Annotated in this window: 13 protein-coding genes; 4 read left to right on the forward strand and 9 right to left on the reverse strand. The window is 54.4% G+C overall.

Features of this window, described 5'->3' with window-relative positions; all coding sequences use genetic code 11:
* Positions 1-155: 155 nt before the first annotated feature.
* Genes SD69_RS07980 through leuS form a run of 5 tightly spaced genes read right to left on the reverse strand, consistent with a single transcriptional unit; the run spans position 156 to position 6,046 of the window.
* On the reverse strand, positions 156-1,241 hold the full coding sequence (locus tag SD69_RS07980) for an SGNH/GDSL hydrolase family protein (protein ID WP_052480982.1): 1,086 nt from the start codon (positions 1,239-1,241) through the stop codon (positions 156-158).
* A 2-nt stretch (positions 1,242-1,243) separates the two neighbouring features.
* On the reverse strand, positions 1,244-1,993 hold the full coding sequence (locus tag SD69_RS07985; protein WP_041522795.1) for a GDSL-type esterase/lipase family protein: 750 nt from the start codon (positions 1,991-1,993) through the stop codon (positions 1,244-1,246).
* 29 nt (positions 1,994-2,022) lie between these two features.
* Entirely contained in the window at positions 2,023-3,072 is a 1,050-nt protein-coding gene (holA, locus tag SD69_RS07990; protein ID WP_041522796.1) for a DNA polymerase III subunit delta, read from the reverse strand.
* The gene (locus SD69_RS07995; RefSeq protein ID WP_041522797.1) at positions 3,053-3,571 is read right to left on the reverse strand and encodes an LPS-assembly lipoprotein LptE; all 519 of its coding nucleotides are present in this window, start codon (positions 3,569-3,571) and stop codon (positions 3,053-3,055) included. The genes holA and SD69_RS07995 overlap by 20 nt, the downstream gene beginning before the upstream one ends.
* A gap of 12 nt (positions 3,572-3,583) precedes the next feature.
* On the reverse strand, positions 3,584-6,046 hold the full coding sequence (gene leuS / locus SD69_RS08000; RefSeq protein ID WP_041522798.1) for a leucine--tRNA ligase: 2,463 nt from the start codon (positions 6,044-6,046) through the stop codon (positions 3,584-3,586).
* A 294-nt stretch (positions 6,047-6,340) separates the two neighbouring features.
* On the opposite strand from leuS, the gene rplU reads away from it, so the two are divergent.
* The 4 genes from rplU to proB all read left to right on the forward strand — a co-directional run bounded on the left by rplU (position 6,341) and on the right by proB (position 9,460).
* Positions 6,341-6,652 carry a 50S ribosomal protein L21 gene (gene rplU / locus SD69_RS08005; RefSeq protein WP_041522799.1) on the forward strand — a complete coding sequence of 104 codons (312 nt, stop codon included), beginning with the start codon at positions 6,341-6,343 and terminating at the stop codon, positions 6,650-6,652.
* A gap of 15 nt (positions 6,653-6,667) precedes the next feature.
* A complete protein-coding gene (gene rpmA / locus SD69_RS08010; protein ID WP_041522800.1) occupies positions 6,668-6,925 on the forward strand; it encodes a 50S ribosomal protein L27 in 258 nt (85 codons plus the stop codon).
* Positions 6,926-7,087: 162 nt separating this feature from the next.
* Entirely contained in the window at positions 7,088-8,302 is a 1,215-nt protein-coding gene (gene cgtA, locus SD69_RS08015) for an Obg family GTPase CgtA (RefSeq protein WP_041522801.1), read from the forward strand.
* Between the two features lie 36 nt (positions 8,303-8,338).
* Positions 8,339-9,460 carry a glutamate 5-kinase gene (gene proB / locus SD69_RS08020; RefSeq protein WP_041522802.1) on the forward strand — a complete coding sequence of 374 codons (1,122 nt, stop codon included), beginning with the start codon at positions 8,339-8,341 and terminating at the stop codon, positions 9,458-9,460.
* Positions 9,461-9,527: 67 nt separating this feature from the next.
* Here the strand turns inward: proB and SD69_RS08025 are convergent, their stop codons facing one another.
* From SD69_RS08025 to SD69_RS08040, 4 genes are all read right to left on the reverse strand, one after another.
* Positions 9,528-10,877, reverse strand: coding sequence for an alpha/beta hydrolase (locus SD69_RS08025; protein ID WP_052480983.1), 1,350 nt, complete (start codon positions 10,875-10,877; stop codon positions 9,528-9,530).
* 14 nt (positions 10,878-10,891) lie between these two features.
* Positions 10,892-11,848: a hypothetical protein gene (locus SD69_RS08030; RefSeq protein ID WP_052480984.1), complete on the reverse strand. Its 957-nt coding sequence runs from the start codon at positions 11,846-11,848 to the stop codon at positions 10,892-10,894.
* A 67-nt stretch (positions 11,849-11,915) separates the two neighbouring features.
* A complete protein-coding gene (locus SD69_RS08035; protein WP_041522803.1) occupies positions 11,916-13,787 on the reverse strand; it encodes a GMC family oxidoreductase in 1,872 nt (623 codons plus the stop codon).
* Between the two features lie 15 nt (positions 13,788-13,802).
* Complete coding sequence (locus SD69_RS08040) at positions 13,803-16,349, reverse strand: hypothetical protein (protein WP_041522804.1); 2,547 nt, start codon at positions 16,347-16,349, stop codon at positions 13,803-13,805.
* Between the last annotated feature and the right edge of the window lie 107 nt (positions 16,350-16,456).

Consider the following 16,456-nt stretch of genomic DNA (forward strand, 5'->3'; position numbering starts at 1 on the left):
ACTTACCTGCGATAAAAACCAAAAGGCTAGCTTAACTTTGCGTTACGCGCGCCACTATTACAAGTATTAGAAGGTGAATTAATGTGATGGTTCGAATTTTTGGCGCATTTTATTTCGAAGCGGAAAATAGCCCGAGATTGGTGCATCGCAGCCGCTTAAAACAGTGGCCCGATGAGCGGTTGCAGCTCGTGCGCCATGGCACGATGTTGTGCGCCCGTGGGGTGGGCATCGCACTTATCCCCTGGGTGATATTGTGATAAAACTTGTCGTACTCGTGGGCTGCCTAGTTGCTCTACGGTGGCGGCAATGTATTCGCGCAGCACGGTTTTCTGTGGGCGTTCGGGGTCGGCGTTATCATTGACGATGGCGCCCTCAGTAAGCGCTATTTCGGCGTCGGGGTAGAGTGCCAGCAGGCGTTGGGTAAAGTCGACGTAGGTGGACACAAAGTGCTCGCGCTCGGGCAGTGGGCCTATGCCAAGGCTAAAGTCGTTGGTGCCCAGCGAAATTAAAATCACATCGGGTACAAACGCTGTTAAATCGGCGGCTGGAGCCTCGCTGTCGGCGATGGCCTGGTAAAAAAACTGTGGCGCTTGTGCTTCATCGGTGCGGCCGTTCCAGCTGCGGGTTAAACCGCGCCCACCGTAGCACACCAGTTGGGTTTCGGCGTTAAGTTCGCGCCCCAGCAACATGCCGTAAGAGTTGTCCGGGTCGGGCCAGCTGGCTCCGGCTTCACAGTTGTTGTCCGCGGGGCGGTGCACGCCCTCCCCGCAGGTGACTGAGTCGCCAATTACCAGCAGTTTGCGGCTCGGGGCTTTGGGTGGGGCCTGTAGCTGGCCATTGGTGAGCTCAAAGTGGTCGACGGTGACGATGCCGCGCCAGGTTTCGCCGAGGTGGCTTAGGCGAATGTTGTGGGCTTTGCCATCGTCGGTGACCAGCGGGTACAGGCGCGGCTCGGTGGCGAGCTCGAAGCGGCGCCGGGGCTGGTCATCCACGGTAACCGCTAAGTAAGTGCCCGGCTTGCTGCTGTGCGCCATTACCGAGAGCGTGCCGCCAGTAATGGCGAGGTTGGCGCTAACACTGGGGTAGCCAAAGCGCACTCCGGCGCCTTCGGTGGCCGCAGTCCGGCCGCTCCAGCGGATTTGGGTGTCTTGCGGGGCAAACCTTTGGGTTGTGCTGTTGTTTTGTGAGGCGCAGCCGGCGCCTGCCAGAGTGGCCAATAGCAGTATTAACAGTGGCTTCATTGTTACTGCGCCTCGACATTGAATAATTCAGACACCACCGGGCCAAGCGCCTCGGCCCATATTTGATAGCCCTGTACCGAGGGGTGCAGGTGATCTGGCATTACCTCGGTGCTAATCCGGCCGTCGGCTTCTAGAAAAAGTGGGCCAAAGTCGTAGTAGTCAATCCGGTCGTTATCGGCCAGGGTTTTAATAAGGGTATTGGCCGCTTTGACCCGCTGGCGCTCGGGTGTATCCGGCATTTCGCCGTAGGGAAAGATGCCTTGTAATACGATGTGAGCGTTGGGGTAGCCGCTTAAAACGCGGTTAACCACGGCCTCTACACCGGTAAAGGTGTCTTGGGCGCTGGTGTTGTTGTGTAAAAAGTTATTTACCCCGATCAACAGCACTACAACCTCGGGGTTGAGGGCTTCTGTTGCGCCGTTATCCAAGCGCCACAACAGGTTTTGGGTTAAGTCGCCACCAATGCCAAAGTTGGCCGGGTGATACGCGCCAAACGTTGCCTCCCAAATCGAGGGGGCATTGCTCCAACCGTCGGTGATGGAGTCGCCTAAAATTACTATCCGCGCTTTTCCGGCCTCGGCCACTTTGACGTCGTCGGCGTGCTTTTGGTACCAAGTGGACAGGCTCATCCATTCAAATTGCTTGGTGCGCGGTACCGGCTCGGTGGCGGGCAGGGCGTTACCTATAGCGGAGTAACCGGTTACAACAGTAAGTAGAGCGGCGGTTAATAGGGTTTTTAGTGATTTCTTCATGGCATGAGGTCTTTGTTGCGTAGTTGTTTTTAGAGTTTTAGGCCAAGGCGTACATTGGCGGGCTTTAAGCTTACCACACCGGAAAAGCTTAGGACTAAGTCGAGCAGCTCGTCCCACGGGTTGGCGTTGCGCATGCCTTTAATGGCGCGGTCTATACCGTTGGCCTGGCGTAACAGGAGTTGCAGCTGAGCGCCGCTTAAGCGGTTAAGGGCGGTGCCCATAATGGCTTGGCGTTTGGCCCAGACGCCGGCTTGTTTCATGGCCCAGTCTTTGTGCCGGCCTTGGGCGATCAGTTGTGCGCATTGCAGCAGTTGGCGAATATCCCGGGTCAATGCCCAGAGTACGGCGGGTGCTTCGGTGCCCTCTGAACGGAGCCCGTGCAGGCTTTTAACGGCGCCGCGCGCGTCTCCGGCCAAGGCTTTATCGGCCAGGGTAAAAATATCGTAGCGGGCGCTATCGGCGACCACAGATGCCATCAACTGACTGCTGATAACGCCGTCGTCGGTGAGCAGCTTGAGCTTTTCGATCTCTTGCACGGCGGCCAGCAGGTTACCCTCGATACGCGATACCAGCAGGTCGATGGCACCGCTATCGGCACTGAGCCCGGCGCTTTGCAGGCGGGCGCCCACCCAGCGTGGTAGTTGTGCAGCATCCACCGGCCAAATGGCTAAGTGGGCGCCGGCAGACTCCAGGGCTTTGTACCATTTGCTACGCTGTGCGCTACCGTCCAGCTTGCCGGTTACAATCAGCAGTAGGGTGTCGTCCGGTGGAGCGCTGGCGTATTCGGTGAGCGCCCGGGCGCCTTTGTCGCCGGGTTTACCGTTGGGAATGCGCAGCTCAATGATTTTTTTGCTGGCAAACAGCGATAAACTGTTGGCGCTGGCGTGCAGTACCCCCCAGTCGAAGCTTGGGTCTACGTGGTGCAGCTCTCGCTCAGTAAAATCCTGAGCCCGGGCGGCGTTTCGTATGGCATCGCAGGCCTCTTGCACCAGTAGCGGCTCGTCGCCGCTAACCAGGTAAATAGGGGCCAGCGCACCGTTCAGCGCACGGCTGAGTTGTTCACTGCGTAGTTTCGCCATCGGCGCCGCTGTCGTCGTTCTGCAGTAAAATATAAGCGCGACGCATCATTTGTTGCACTAAGTCTATGCGCATTTCGCCCATCAGAATTTCTTCTTCGCGCTCCAGGCCAGTGGAGTCGGTGGCGTCGTAGGTGCGGGTGACACGCGCCTGCTCCTGCTCGCCTAACGGCACGTTGTCAGTGGTTAAAATCTGGTATTGCACCATAAGCGTAATCGAATAAGCGCTGGCGAGGGTGTCGGCCCCAATGCCCACCGTACGGCGACGGGTGGTTTCATCACCCAGGGCCAATATGTACTCGGGGTTTTCGTCGCGGTCCACAATATCGATATCCTGACTGGCGAGCGAGCGTTCTAGCTCACGCAGCAGCTCGGTGTGCTCTTCGGTGCTGACGACGTAAATTCGCTCGATATCCAGCGGAGGGTTCAGGCTGCCGCGCAAATGCCAGCCACAGGCACTGGTAAGCAGTAGCAGTGATAGGCTTAAAATCAGCGCTTTCATGAACAATTCCTTTTAATTGGCAACGATGTTGACGAGTTTGTTGGGCACCACAATCACTTTGCGTACCGTGGCGCCTTCAATAAAGCGCTGCACATTTTGTTGTGCCAATGCCAGTGCCTCGACATCGGCGCGCTCGGCATCCACCGGAGCTTGCACTTTATCGCGTACCTTGCCGTTGACCTGAACCACAATTTCGATGCTGCTGCGTTTGAGGGCAGCTTCATCGACGCTCGGCCAAGGGGCATCCAGCGGAATATCGCTGTGCCCCAGGGCTTGCCACAGTGAGTGGCTGATGTGCGGCACGATCGGGGCCAGCAGCAAAATAGCGGCGCTCAGGGCTTCACGCTCGACCGCTAATCCCTGGCCTGTGCTGCGATCGGCCAGCTTGCTGACGTCGTTCATCAGCTCCATCACGGCGGCGATGGCGGTGTTAAAGGTTTGTCGGCGGCCGTAGTCGTCGCTGACTTTATGGATGGTCTCGTGGGTTTTGCGGCGCAAGTCACGCTGGGTGTCGTCCAGGCTGTCGGCATCCAGGGTGTCGGGCGTGCCGGCGGCTAAGTGGCCGTGCAGGCTCTTCCACAGGCGACGCAAAAAGCGGTGTGCGCCCTCAACGCCAGAGTCGCTCCACTCCATGCTCTGCTCGGGAGGGGCGGCAAACATTGAGAACAAGCGCACCGTATCAGCGCCGTACTGCTCGATGAGTTCGGCCGGGTCGACGGTGTTGCCCTTGGATTTACTCATTTTGGTGCCGTCTTTAAGCACCATACCCTGACAAAGTAGGCTCTCAAATGGCTCATCGCACTCTACCAGGCCTTCGTCGCGCATCAGCTTGTGAAAAAAGCGCGCGTATAAAAGGTGCAAGATGGCGTGCTCGATACCGCCCACGTATTGGTCCACTGGCAGCCAGTAATTGGCGGCGTCGGAGTCGAGCATGCCCTCGGTGTAGTTGGGGCAGGTGTAGCGGGCGTAGTACCAGGATGACTCCATAAAGGTATCAAAGGTGTCAGTCTCGCGCTCGGCGGGTTGGCCGTCGATCTCGGTTTTGCGCCACTCGGGGTCGGCTTTAATGGGCGATTGTACGCCGTCCATGACCACATCTTCAGGCAGCAAAACGGGTAACTTGCTGGCCGGCACCGGAATTTCGCCGCCGTTCGGTAAGTTAAGCATTGGGATTGGCGTGCCCCAATAACGCTGGCGGGACACCCCCCAGTCGCGCAGGCGGTAGTTGGTTTGCACCTGGCCTTTTTGCGCGGCCTTTAAGGTTTGGGCGATGGCATCGAAGGCGGCTTTAAAGTCCAGTCCGTCGTATTCGCCCGAATTAACCAGCACGCCTTTGTCGACAAAGGCTTCTTTGCTAAGGTCGATCTCACTGCCGCCTTTGGGGGCAACCACTTGCTGAATGGGCAGCCCGTACTGCTGGGCAAATTCAAAGTCGCGTTGGTCGTGGGCAGGCACTGCCATCACTGCGCCTGAGCCGTAATCCATCAGAACATAGTTGGCGACCCACACCGAGACTTCGTCGCCGGTTATCGGGTGCTGCGCTTTCAAGCCGGTATCCATACCTTTTTTGTCCATGGCGGCCATGTCGGCCTCGGCAACGGATTGCTCTTTGCACTCATCTATAAAAGCCGCAAGAGCTGGGTTGTTGGCGGCAAGCTCGGCGGCAATCGGGTGCTCGGCGGCGAGGCTGACGTAGGTTACGCCCATAATGGTGTCGGGGCGGGTGGTATAGACGTCGAAGCCGGTGTGCTCGCCCACCGCCTGGGTCAGGTCAAAGCGCATATCAATGCCGCGGCTTTTGCCGATCCAGTTGCGCTGCATGGTTTTAACCTGCTCGGGCCAGTGGGGCAGCTTGTCGAGGTCTTTTAGCAGCTCGTCGGCGTAGGCGGTGATTTTAATAAACCACTGGGCCAGCTCACGGCGCTGTACGGTGGTGCCGCAGCGCCAGCAGCAGCCGTCTTCTACCTGTTCATTGGCGAGTACGGTTTGGTCTTCTGGGCACCAGTTAACTGCCGAGTTCTTTTTATACACCAGGCCTTTTTCGTACAGACGGGTAAAAAACCACTGCTCCCAACGGTAATAGTCGCTTTGGCAGGTCGCCAGTTCGCGAGACCAGTCAAAGCCAAAACCCAGCTGCTTAAGCTGGCCCTTCATGTAATCAACGTTAGAGTAAGTCCATTTGGCCGGTGCGGTGTTGTTTTTGATGGCGGCGTTTTCGGCCGGCAGGCCAAAGGCATCCCAACCCATTGGGTGCAGAACGTTTTTGCCCTGCATACGCTGGAAGCGGGCGATCACGTCCGAGATGGTATAGTTTCGCACATGCCCCATGTGTAGCTTGCCGCTGGGGTAGGGGAACATGGCCAGGCAGTAGAACTTCTCGCGGCTGGTATCCTCGCGTACTGCAAAGCTTTGGTGTTCTTCCCAGTGTTGCTGGGCGTTAGATTCTACCTCGGAGGGGTGATATTGCTCTTGCATTGGGGCCAAAATTCCCTGCGTTTGTGGGTTGATGATAAGTATACGATCATAAAAGACTCGGCATTATAGGGTCTCGCAGGCCATAACACCAAGGGGCGGCTCGGTCGCGCTCGGGTAGTATTTTCGTTGGCAATACAGATACATAATATACACTAAATAATTGCTGATAAGTCTTGCCATGGGGGGCGGTTTCGCCTAAAATCGCGGCCCCTAAAGCTGATGATACGGCGCAAGTCCTTTAAATACGTGGCAAAGCTGCGTAACTTCGTGCCGTCCAAGACGATTGGAGCATATATGTACGCTATTTTTGAAAGCGGTGGTAAGCAGCATCGCGTAGTGGAAGGTGAAACCCTGAAGCTCGAAAAAATCGAAGTCGCCACTGGCGAGAAGATCGAATTCGATAAAGTTTATCTGGTTGCCAACGGTGATGACGTCAAAATTGGCGGTCCGATTGTCGATGGTGCCAAAGTGACTGCCGAGGTAGTCAGCCACGGCCGTGCGGATAAGGTGAAAATCATCAAGTTCCGTCGTCGTAAGCACTCTATGAAGCGTCAGGGCCACCGTCAGTGGTTTACTGAAGTAAAAATCACCGGTATCACAGGTTAATCCAGGAGTTGACTCATGGCTCATAAAAAAGCAGGCGGTAGTACTCGTAACGGTCGCGATTCGGAAAGTAAACGCCTTGGCGTTAAATGTTTCGGCGGCCAAACAGTTTCTGCAGGTAGCATTATCGTTCGTCAGCGCGGCACCAAGTTCCACGCCGGCGCCAACGTAGGTATCGGTAAAGATCACACTTTGTTTGCCAAGGCAGACGGTCAAATTAAATTTGACGTTAAAGGTGAGCACAACCGTCGTTTTGTTAGCGTTGTAAGCGCTTAAAACGTTCGCACCTGAGACTCGGCTAAGGGGCTTTGCCCCGGCGCCGAACTGAAAAGAGCCCCGTCGTACGCGATGGGGCTCTTTTTGTTTGTTAGACCTCTTTATTTGTTAGAATAATGTTTTACGCCACGGGGCGTATAAGCCAATAGCGCGGGAGTTGCTGTGAAATTTGTCGATGAGGCACCCATTGTTGTCGAGGCGGGTAAGGGTGGTAACGGCTGCCTGAGTTTTCGCCGTGAAAAATACATCGCTAAAGGTGGCCCCGATGGTGGTGACGGCGGTGATGGCGGCAGTATCTTTTTAAAAGCCGACGAGAATCTTAATACGCTGATCGATTACCGCTACACGCGGCGTTTTCGTGCCCAGAGTGGTGAGGGCGGCCGCGGTAAAGATTGTCGTGGTAAGGGCGGCGAGGATTTAACCTTGCCAGTACCGGTCGGTACCACTGTGATCGATGTTGATACCGGCGAGACTCTGGGCGACTTAACCGAGGTCGGTCAAGTGCTGAAGGTTGCGCAGGGCGGTTTTCACGGGCTGGGTAACGCCCGCTTTAAATCCAGTACCAACCGCGCGCCACGCCAGACATCAAACGGCAGTGAAGGCGAAGTACGCGAAATCAAGCTTGAGATGAAAGTGCTGGCTGACGTTGGCCTGCTGGGCTTGCCTAATGCGGGTAAGAGTACCTTTATTCGCTCGGTTAGCTCGGCCAAGCCTAAAGTGGCCGATTACCCCTTTACCACTCTGATACCTAATCTGGGTGTGGTGAAGGTGCAGGAGCACCGCAGTTTTGTGGTGGCCGATATTCCCGGAGTGATTGAAGGTGCTGCCGATGGCGCAGGCTTAGGGATTCGTTTCTTAAAGCACTTAACCCGTTGTCGTGTTTTATTGCACTTGGTGGATGTAATGCCACCCGATGGCTCTGACCCGGTAGCAAATGTGCAAGCGATCTCCCGGGAGATTACCACCTTTAGCCCGTCACTGGCCGAGCGCGAACGCTGGCTGGTGCTCAATAAAATCGACTTGCTGCCCGATGATGAGCGCGAGCAGCGCTGTCAGGAAATTATCAGCGCGCTGGACTGGCAAGGGCCGGTTTATACCATTGCGGCGGCCAGCTCGCTCGGTACCGAGGCATTAACCTCCGCACTGATGAAACACCTCGAGGCACAGTGGCAAGCCGAGCGCGACGATCCAGAGCTGAAGCAAGCTGAGTATGATTTTCAGGATCGCATGCAGGCCGAGGTGCGCGAGCGTATCGACACCTTGCGTGAGCAGCACCGGTTGGCCCGTAAAGCGGCCAAAGCCGGCGAGGACAACGACGATGATGACGATTTTTACGACGACGATGATGATGACGTCGAAGTGGTGTACGTCCCCTGATCGACGCAGTAACGTAAACGTTGAGTGTAAGGATTCATGAGTCGACGCGATCAAATAAACACGGCCCGGCGCTGGGTAATCAAAATTGGCAGCGCGTTGCTGACCAATGACGGTAAAGGTTTAAACTACGCCGGTATCGCCCATTGGGCCGAGCAAATGGCCGAGTTAAAAAAGCAGGGTATTGAGCTTGTGCTGGTGTCCTCTGGGGCGGTAGCTGCCGGTATGACACGGTTGGGTTGGAGTGAGCGGCCCACCGAGTTACACCGCTTGCAGGCCGCCGCCGCCGTGGGCCAGATGGGGCTGATTCAAAACTACGAGGCCGAGTTTGCCCGCTTCGGTTTGCACACCGCTCAGGTGTTGCTCGATCACGACGATCTCTCGTCGCGCGAGCGCTACCTCAATGCCCGCTCTACGTTAATTACCCTATTAGAATTAGATGTCGTGTCCGTCGTCAACGAAAACGATACGGTGGTGACCGACGAAATTCGTTTTGGTGATAACGACACCTTAGGGGCACTGGTTGCCAACTTAATCGATGCTGATTTGCTGGTTATTTTGACCGACCAAGATGGTATGTTTGATGCCGACCCACGAAGCAATCCAGAGGCGCGATTAATTTCAGAAGTGGCTGCGGCCGATAAAACCCTCGATGCTATGGCCGGTGACGGTGGCAGCCTTGGTCGCGGTGGCATGATAACGAAAGTGCGTGCGGCTCGCGTGGCGGCGCGCTCCGGCGCCGATACCGTGATTGTCGGTGGCCGACAGGATAACGCGCTTAAGCGGTTAGCGGCCGGCGAAAACATCGGTACTTTTTTATGGGCCGATCAAGAACCACAAGCGGCGCGCAAGCGTTGGTTGGCCGGGCACTTACAAACTCGCGGTACGTTGGTGCTGGATGATGGCGCGGTAAAAGTGCTGTCCGGGCAGGGCAGAAGCTTGTTGCCCGTTGGGGTAAAAAGCGTGCAAGGCCAGTTTCGCCGTGGTGATATGGTGGTGTGTGTGAACTCTACCGGGCGCGAAATTGCCCGGGGCCTGGTTAACTATTCGGTGGACGATGCGCGCAAAATTATCGGCGAGCCAAGCAGTCAAATTGCGGCCTTACTGGGTTACCAGGGCAATGAAGAGCTGATTCATCGCGACAATATGGTGCTGAGTTAGCTGTATCAAAAATACCTCGTTATAAAAAAGCCCGCGAGCAACCTGCTCGCGGGCTTTTTTGTGGATGCTACAGCCGGTTTGGGGTGGGCATCTGCTCGGCCTGATCACCATCGGCGTTTAGATCGTTAAAGTTGTCCAGATAAAACTTAAAGCACTTATTAAATGAGAAGGTGTTGTTCTCGCTGCAGGGCTCCGTCAGGATGCCCGATTGCTGGTACATAGTGGACGATACAATGGCGATCATGTAAGCCGATACCTTGTCATTAAACACATCGCCATGATCTTTAATAAAACTTGGATCGGTGGTTAAAAATACCACGGGATCTTGCTCTGTGCAGGGCAGGCGAGCATTGGCCGAGTCGTGCGGATCGGGTTTAGGTTGTGCGCAAAAATCATGAAACTCCCACTCGCCCAGTGGCTGATCATAGGGGTCGGTTGCGTTGTTGGCACGTAGCTCTAACTTGTTTGTCCAAAAACGCTCGTAGTTACCCACCGTGTTAATGTCTAAGCTGTTTTCTTTGAAATGATAGGCATCCTCGTCGTAATAGCGGCTAAAGTCTATTTCGTTCCAGCCGAGCGCCGCTACCGATTGCCCAAGAGGAAAATACACATGGGTGGCCTTGTCGCCCTCAGAGCTAATCACATGCAGCAACTCTATTTGCGGCGCCTCGATAGACTTAAAGCGCATGCTTTGCTCTTTGAGCGAGAAGATCTGGTTGGCCTCAATGGCCGGATTAAGTAGCACCAGCCCCTCGGCCAGCGGCGCTACCGGCTCTCCTTTGGCCAGGCCATCGGCCATCCGGGTGAGTAGAATATTATCCACCGCCGAAAGCGTCATAGCGCCACCAAAACTGTGGCCGGCAATTAATAGAATATTCTCGGCTTTTTGTGCATCGATATCGGCGAGCTCTAAAATAAGCGGCGTGACGCCGTTGTAGCCGACGTGTTGCGCCACCGACTTGCGCCCCCAGTAGGTTAAGTACTCAGAGCCCGCGCCGTATAAGGATTTACCGCGCCAGCCCACATAGAGCCCCACCAGAGGTCGGTCTCCCATAATGTTAGAACTACCGATTTTGTCCAACACCTGACGAAAGCTTTTAACGTTGCGATCCTCGGCCGAGGCGTTGTGCAGCCAGCCGTGCACGAATACAACCACCGCAACGCCGTTATCCTCGTTCGAATAGTCGCGAATTTTTTGCATAATCTCGCGCGTGCGACGTCGGTCAAACTGGTTGCCGCGCTCAGAAAATTCGACAAACGCCAGCTCGTAGTCCTCGTGCCGCTCGATATAGCTGTTGTCACAGCCCGTGCTGCAGTCGGCCGGAGGCTCGACTCGCCACGCGGTGTCGCGAGTACATGAGGTAAAAATACTTGCCAGTAAGGCGATGACGGTAAGGGTAAACAATACTCTTAACATAGGGGTTCCAATGCCTACCAAGGCTCTGCCAAAAAGGGAAACTTAGTTAAAAATTCTTTGTCATTGGTGTCTTTGCGCGGCCAATCCCAGCTGCGCGTGTCAGCAAACGATAATTCCCACAGTAGACAGTCGCCGGTTTGGCAGGTGATTGCCGCCACATCATCGGTCAGTTGCCGCCCGTTGGGAAACTTAGGCGCAAAGCGGTGCGAGTAAATAAGTACATCGGGGAACTTGTCGTAATCGCGAATGGCAAACAAAGGTGCGAGCTTTGACATTAATATTTTTTGAATAAAGTTAGGGTCGTCGTGGCGCTTATTAATTGCCGCGAGATGCTCGCGAGGCTCCAACGTATTCAAAAAATCCAGCCGTGGTTGCATGGTGCGGTTAGAGCGCCCCACGTGATCGATTTTTTTACCATTTTTATAAATACCGCCCCAAACGATAAAGTCGCTTTGCTCTGGCGCAAAGGCGGTGAGCGGAATACTAGCCGCCATGGTGATAATGTTAGTGCCAAAAAACTTAGGAAAAATAAACGGGTCATCGCGTATGCCGGTGTATAGCTCGATTTCCGAATTGTCGATTGCCAAGCCCGTGGTGTCGAAGTGTGCGAGCTTTGTGTTTTTATCCAGCTGATACTCTAGGGTGGCATCGGTGTGAATACTGGCCGGTGTGTCGATGGTGCCGCCAAAGCGCAGTTTTTGCGGTTTGTCGAAAAAAGACACGGGTGTCGTTAAGTCAAAGTGCACCCGGTATTGGTACTCGTCCAGGTGAGCGATCGGCGGCTGGCTTTTTAGCCCGGGGKGAATATTTAGTATCACTATTAACCGGTCTTTGTGGGGAAATATAAATAGTCCGGCTAAACTCTCGACGGGCTCATCGTGAAAAATGGGGTCGGCGTGATCTGAGCCATAACTGTGGCCAGAAAAAAGCCACAGGCTGATAGCCAGCCAGCAGATGATATGACGTGACATGTGTGTACCTTTTTGTGTGGTTCGCCAGCGCTAAAGCGTGCCGCTGGCGAGTGGTTTAATCGCGATATTAGCGGTGTTGCCGGTAGATAACATCGGCGGCTTTTTCGGCGGCCATATAAATTGAGGTAACAATAAAAAATCCAGGGATACGGGGAAAAATTGAAGCGTCCACCACTCGTAACCCCTCTACACCGCGCACTCTAAAGTCGCTGTCTAGTACGGCCATTGGATCGTCGTCACGGCCAATGGGGCAGGTGCACGAGGCGTGATGACCCCACGCGTGGCTGCGCACAAAGTCGCGGATTTGCTCGTCGGTTTGCACGTCTTTGCCGGGCAGTTCCTCTTCGGCGATCGTGCCGTTGTTACGCAGTGGTTCAGTCATGCCACGTACAAACTTAATACCCTCGACCACCGAATCAAGGTCTTCACGGTGCTCGTCGTTACCCTCTTCAAAGTAGCGAAAGTTAATCTCGGGGGGCTCAAGCGGGTCGGCGGATTTAAGGGTTACATAACCTGCGGTATTGTTAGTGTGGGCTTTTAATATCGCCCAAGTTAGGTAGTTGAGCTCTTTAATCAGTTTGGAATAGCCGGGAAAGTAGCCTTTAAACTTTGCCAGTAACGCAAAGCAGAATAAGTCGGGCAGCGGGCGCTCGGGCTTAGAGCGCTTAATAACCGCCAGCACAGCACCGTTGGTTGTGTAAACGCCTTTACCCCTAAGCCATTCTTGATACTGCGGGTCGGTGGTGTCGTAACGCGCCCCTTTTAAGACCTCCCAGTGTTCAAAGCCCATGCGGTTAACCACGCCGACTTCGTAGCGATCTTGCAGGTTGCGCCCCACGCCAGGTAGATTTACTTTACAGGCAATGTTGTGCTTGTCGAGCTCGGCCTTTGGGCCTACACCTGAGAGCATTAATAACTGTGGAGTATTAAACGCGCCGCCCGATAAAATGACCTCTTTGCTGGCAAAGACTTGGCGAGTTTCACCTTGCTCACCACTGGGGTGCATAAAGGCGCGGTACAGTTTTTGGCCTTTGCGGTATTCAACCCCTACGGCGCGGTTTTGCTCGTTGATAATGACCCGCGATACCTGAGCATTCATCTCGATGGTGAGGTTTTCTGGGTAGCGCTGCGCAATATCCAGTAAGCGCTCTCGGGAACCGTGCCGGCGGTGTTTATCGGTGGCCAGCGGCGGGTAACGCAACCCGGTGGCGTTGTCTTTTACCAGGCGCCAGTCGTTGGGGTCACCGGCGCCGCGTTTAAACCAGCGCAGCCGCTGCCAAAAATTCATCAGCATGTTGATACTGACATGAGATGAGTCACCAATGGTGTCCAGCAGAGCGTGATCGCGAATCACATACTCGAGCGGTATGGCTTTTTCAGTGCGAAACCAACCCGAGAACCCATGCCGCGACGGGTTAATACGAAAAATTTTGGCGATCCAACGCCAGACGGGCCGATAGCGACAATCTTCCATTGCCTGAAAATAATTGCGCATGTTATCGGCACTCCAGCTGGAGTCGCCGGTAAGCTCGGCAATGTTATTCCAGTCATCATTGTGCGGGTACACGGTAATCATGGCGTTGTGGGCGGTGCAGCCGCCCAGGCAGCCGGCGCGCGGGTAAAGCACGCCGTTAACGGGTTTCCCCTCAAATGTTTCCGAATACTTGGGGTCTTTAATTTGTTGCGCCTGCTCAGAGTAGTGGCGCACAAAGTAATCCCAACGCATTTGCTCGTTTTCGGTCGAAAACGCATGAAATACCGGCACCTGATAATCCTCAGGTAAACGATTGTTATCGCTTACCTGATCAGAGCCTTTGGTGTTAACCGGATCTTCACCCGCTTCCAGTACCAAAACCCGTGCGCCTTTTTCGGCCAGGCGGGCGGCAACCGTGCCGCCCCCAGCACCCGAACCGACGACAATATACTCATAGTCATTCATGTTAACGGTCCTTGTTTACAGGGTTTTCAAGTAGCCAATCAAGGCGTGTTTTTCGGCGTCCGTTAACGGGGTCTCTTTCTCCGAGTCGGGCAGATAATCGGTACCAAAATAGTGGCCGCGATTAGTGACATAGTCGGGACAGGAGCTGACTTTGATTAACGGCTCAACCAAGTGTGCAAAGACTTTCTTGGCGTCCTCATCGGTGGCGCCGGGTGGAAGTTTTTTCAGATCTTTGATCAACTTCACAATCAAGTCGACTTTGTCCTTGGTTACTTCCTGCAGATCCATGTTGTAGATCAAGTTAACCGGGGTGCCGGCAGGGATAGGCCCTAAAGTGACACCTTCGGGGGTGAATACCGCAGGGAACCAGCGGCTCAGCAAGCCTTGAAAACGGTTGACGACATCGGGTAGATAACCGCGATTTAAACTCAACGAGCTGGTGCGGTTGCTTACTTGAATATAGCCGGGGTGAGTCTTGCCTGAGCGTGTCACTACGTCAAACGGAAAGTCATAATCGTAGTCTTCATCTTGCCCGGACGATACCCGGCGCTCGGGCCACAACAAGCGCTCGATCGATTCGTTAAAAGACTCCATGCGGGCATCTACCGTCCCTTGATACTTAAACGGCCCCACGGAGTTGTTTAACAAAAATGGCGCGCTGGTCCATAAACTAATTAATGAAGCCGGTCGCGTATAGCCGCGGCCACCGGCTGGCATTTTAAAGTCCGATACCTCCCCGGTGTAGGGGTTTTGTACTTGGACGCTGCCTACCGCAGGCAATGACTTATATGAGCTGGACGAGAAGTTATCCCATATATCMCCCGCCAATGCATTTCGGGCTAGCGGGCTACAGGCGTTAGTTTCAAGCAGGGTTACCGGTACGCGCAGCTCGTTCGACAAAAAGTTGTCTTGTTTAAAGTCGTCTTGTTTGACGATCTTGGTCATCGCTTGCTGAAACTTGGCGGTTTTGGTGTGTTGCCAGTAATCGTTCCAGCAGGTTAGGTAATTACTGTTAACACAACCTTTATCCGGGAAGAAATCGTTAAATACATACTCCGGTAATTTTGACGAGTGACAGCGCGCGCAGGTTTTGCCAAATACCTCCTTACCCAGCTCAAGTTGCTGTTCGTTCTCGGTAAGGTACTGCTCGGCGCCGGGGGCATCGGCCAAATAGTCTGGGCGGGCGCTCCCTAAAAAGAACAGCGCCACATCAGCGGTTTGGCTTTCATTGGCGCGCCAATAAGCTGAGTTCTTTTGTGCGTTGGCAATGGGGAAGGGGCTAATTTTTTTACCGCCAACCACGGGTTTAAAGTGGGTTAGCCACTCCTCGCTGAACAAACCAATATTTACATACACCCGGTTTAACGCCCCCAATGCGCCAACTGAATCGGAGCCATCTTTTAGTACGCGAGGCGTATAGACAGTTTCTGGCGGCTCATAAAACCCATCAAGCGGATGATCGTCTGGCAGGTAATCATTAAGCTGTTTGTTGTTGCGCTCGGGGCCTTTGAGTTTCTCTTTCCCCCATTTTGTACCAACCTCTAAACGCGCCGCCAGATTGTAAATGGCGTTCATGGTACGTGGGTTGTTGATATAGTCGGTGGATACCAAAGATGTGTCCAGAGCGCCCGGCTTAGAGGCATGGAACAGTTGCGATAAATAATTAGCCTCGTCTTTTTCCCACAGCAATATTCGGTCGACCCAAAAGTACTGCGCCCCTGGGTTTGAATTTAAGTTAGACCATTTGGGGTTTTCGAAGTCTTCTGGTGGGTTGGTGGGGCTTGGGCCCACGTGGCAAAAGGCGCACGACATACCTACCCGGTAGGGGCGCACCAGATTTTTATCGTTGTAATAACTTGGGTCGGTGTAAAACCGTACCGGATCCCACTTAGCCTCGGCCTCGGCATCAAACGCCGGGTTGGTAAATAAGCGCAGGCCCACAATACCGGTACCTTCGCCGTAGTAAGAGCCTACCTCGACGTTATCGCCGCGGGCTCCGATGGCGACACCGGGGTATTCTTTAGCATCGGCAAAAGGGTCGGGGCCGCAGCTGTCAGTGCGGGTATCCAGCCACAATCCAAAGCGGTCTGCTTGTGGTTCGGTGGATTTCTCATAGCAGGGTTCGTTAACTAAGCCTAAATACGACCAGCGGTTGTCCCGGCTGTAATTCAGTGAAGGGTGGTTAGAGATCGTTTTTAGCAGGTCTGTGTTGCCAAAAGTGTAAAGTCCGATCTCGTTCCAAAAGCGGTCGTTACCGGCGGTCCAGGCGATCCAGTTGTTGCGGCCGCGGGCAAACCGTTCTACCGCTTGCTTTTGGGTTATGCCGGGAAAGTAGGGCGCAAGGCGAGCTTGCAATTCGGCGGGACGTTTGGATATACCGCCGTCCATATCGGCGTAGTAATCGATGCTTGAGCCTGACATTTCATCGGCGCTTACGCCAGCGCATTGTGCCTCGTCCTGAACCTTACCGGCACCACTACCGCACGGGTCTTTTGCGCAACCACTGATTAGCACTAACGCCAGCAAAAAATTACCGCCGGCAAACAGCTTAAATGTGTTCATAGTTTCACCCTCCATGAGCTTATAGGTCGGCTTGCTCGGGGGCAGGGGCCACCAAGCGGTCACGATTGTTGTGAGATTTCACCGATATCAACTCGTTTAAACGAGCT

Origin of the sequence: Gilvimarinus agarilyticus, from assembly GCF_000832015.1 — a bacterium.
Lineage (GTDB): Bacteria > Pseudomonadota > Gammaproteobacteria > Pseudomonadales > Cellvibrionaceae > Gilvimarinus > Gilvimarinus agarilyticus.

Bases quoted from the DNA above. Each gene is read 5' to 3' on its own strand.
- SD69_RS07995 (WP_041522797.1), bottom strand. From the start codon at position 3,571: ATGAAAGCGCTGATTTTAAGCCTATCACTGCTACTGCTTACCAGTGCC.
- SD69_RS08035 (WP_041522803.1), bottom strand. From the start codon at position 13,787: ATGAATGACTATGAGTATATTGTCGTCGGTTCGGGTGCTGGGGGCGGC.
- leuS (WP_041522798.1), bottom strand. From the start codon at position 6,046: ATGCAAGAGCAATATCACCCCTCCGAGGTAGAATCTAACGCCCAGCAA.
- rpmA (WP_041522800.1), top strand. From the start codon at position 6,668: ATGGCTCATAAAAAAGCAGGCGGTAGTACTCGTAACGGTCGCGATTCG.
- rplU (WP_041522799.1), top strand. From the start codon at position 6,341: ATGTACGCTATTTTTGAAAGCGGTGGTAAGCAGCATCGCGTAGTGGAA.
- SD69_RS07985 (WP_041522795.1), bottom strand. From the start codon at position 1,993: ATGAAGAAATCACTAAAAACCCTATTAACCGCCGCTCTACTTACTGTT.
- SD69_RS07980 (WP_052480982.1), bottom strand. From the start codon at position 1,241: ATGAAGCCACTGTTAATACTGCTATTGGCCACTCTGGCAGGCGCCGGC.
- proB (WP_041522802.1), top strand. From the start codon at position 8,339: ATGAGTCGACGCGATCAAATAAACACGGCCCGGCGCTGGGTAATCAAA.
- holA (WP_041522796.1), bottom strand. From the start codon at position 3,072: ATGGCGAAACTACGCAGTGAACAACTCAGCCGTGCGCTGAACGGTGCG.
- SD69_RS08025 (WP_052480983.1), bottom strand. From the start codon at position 10,877: ATGTTAAGAGTATTGTTTACCCTTACCGTCATCGCCTTACTGGCAAGT.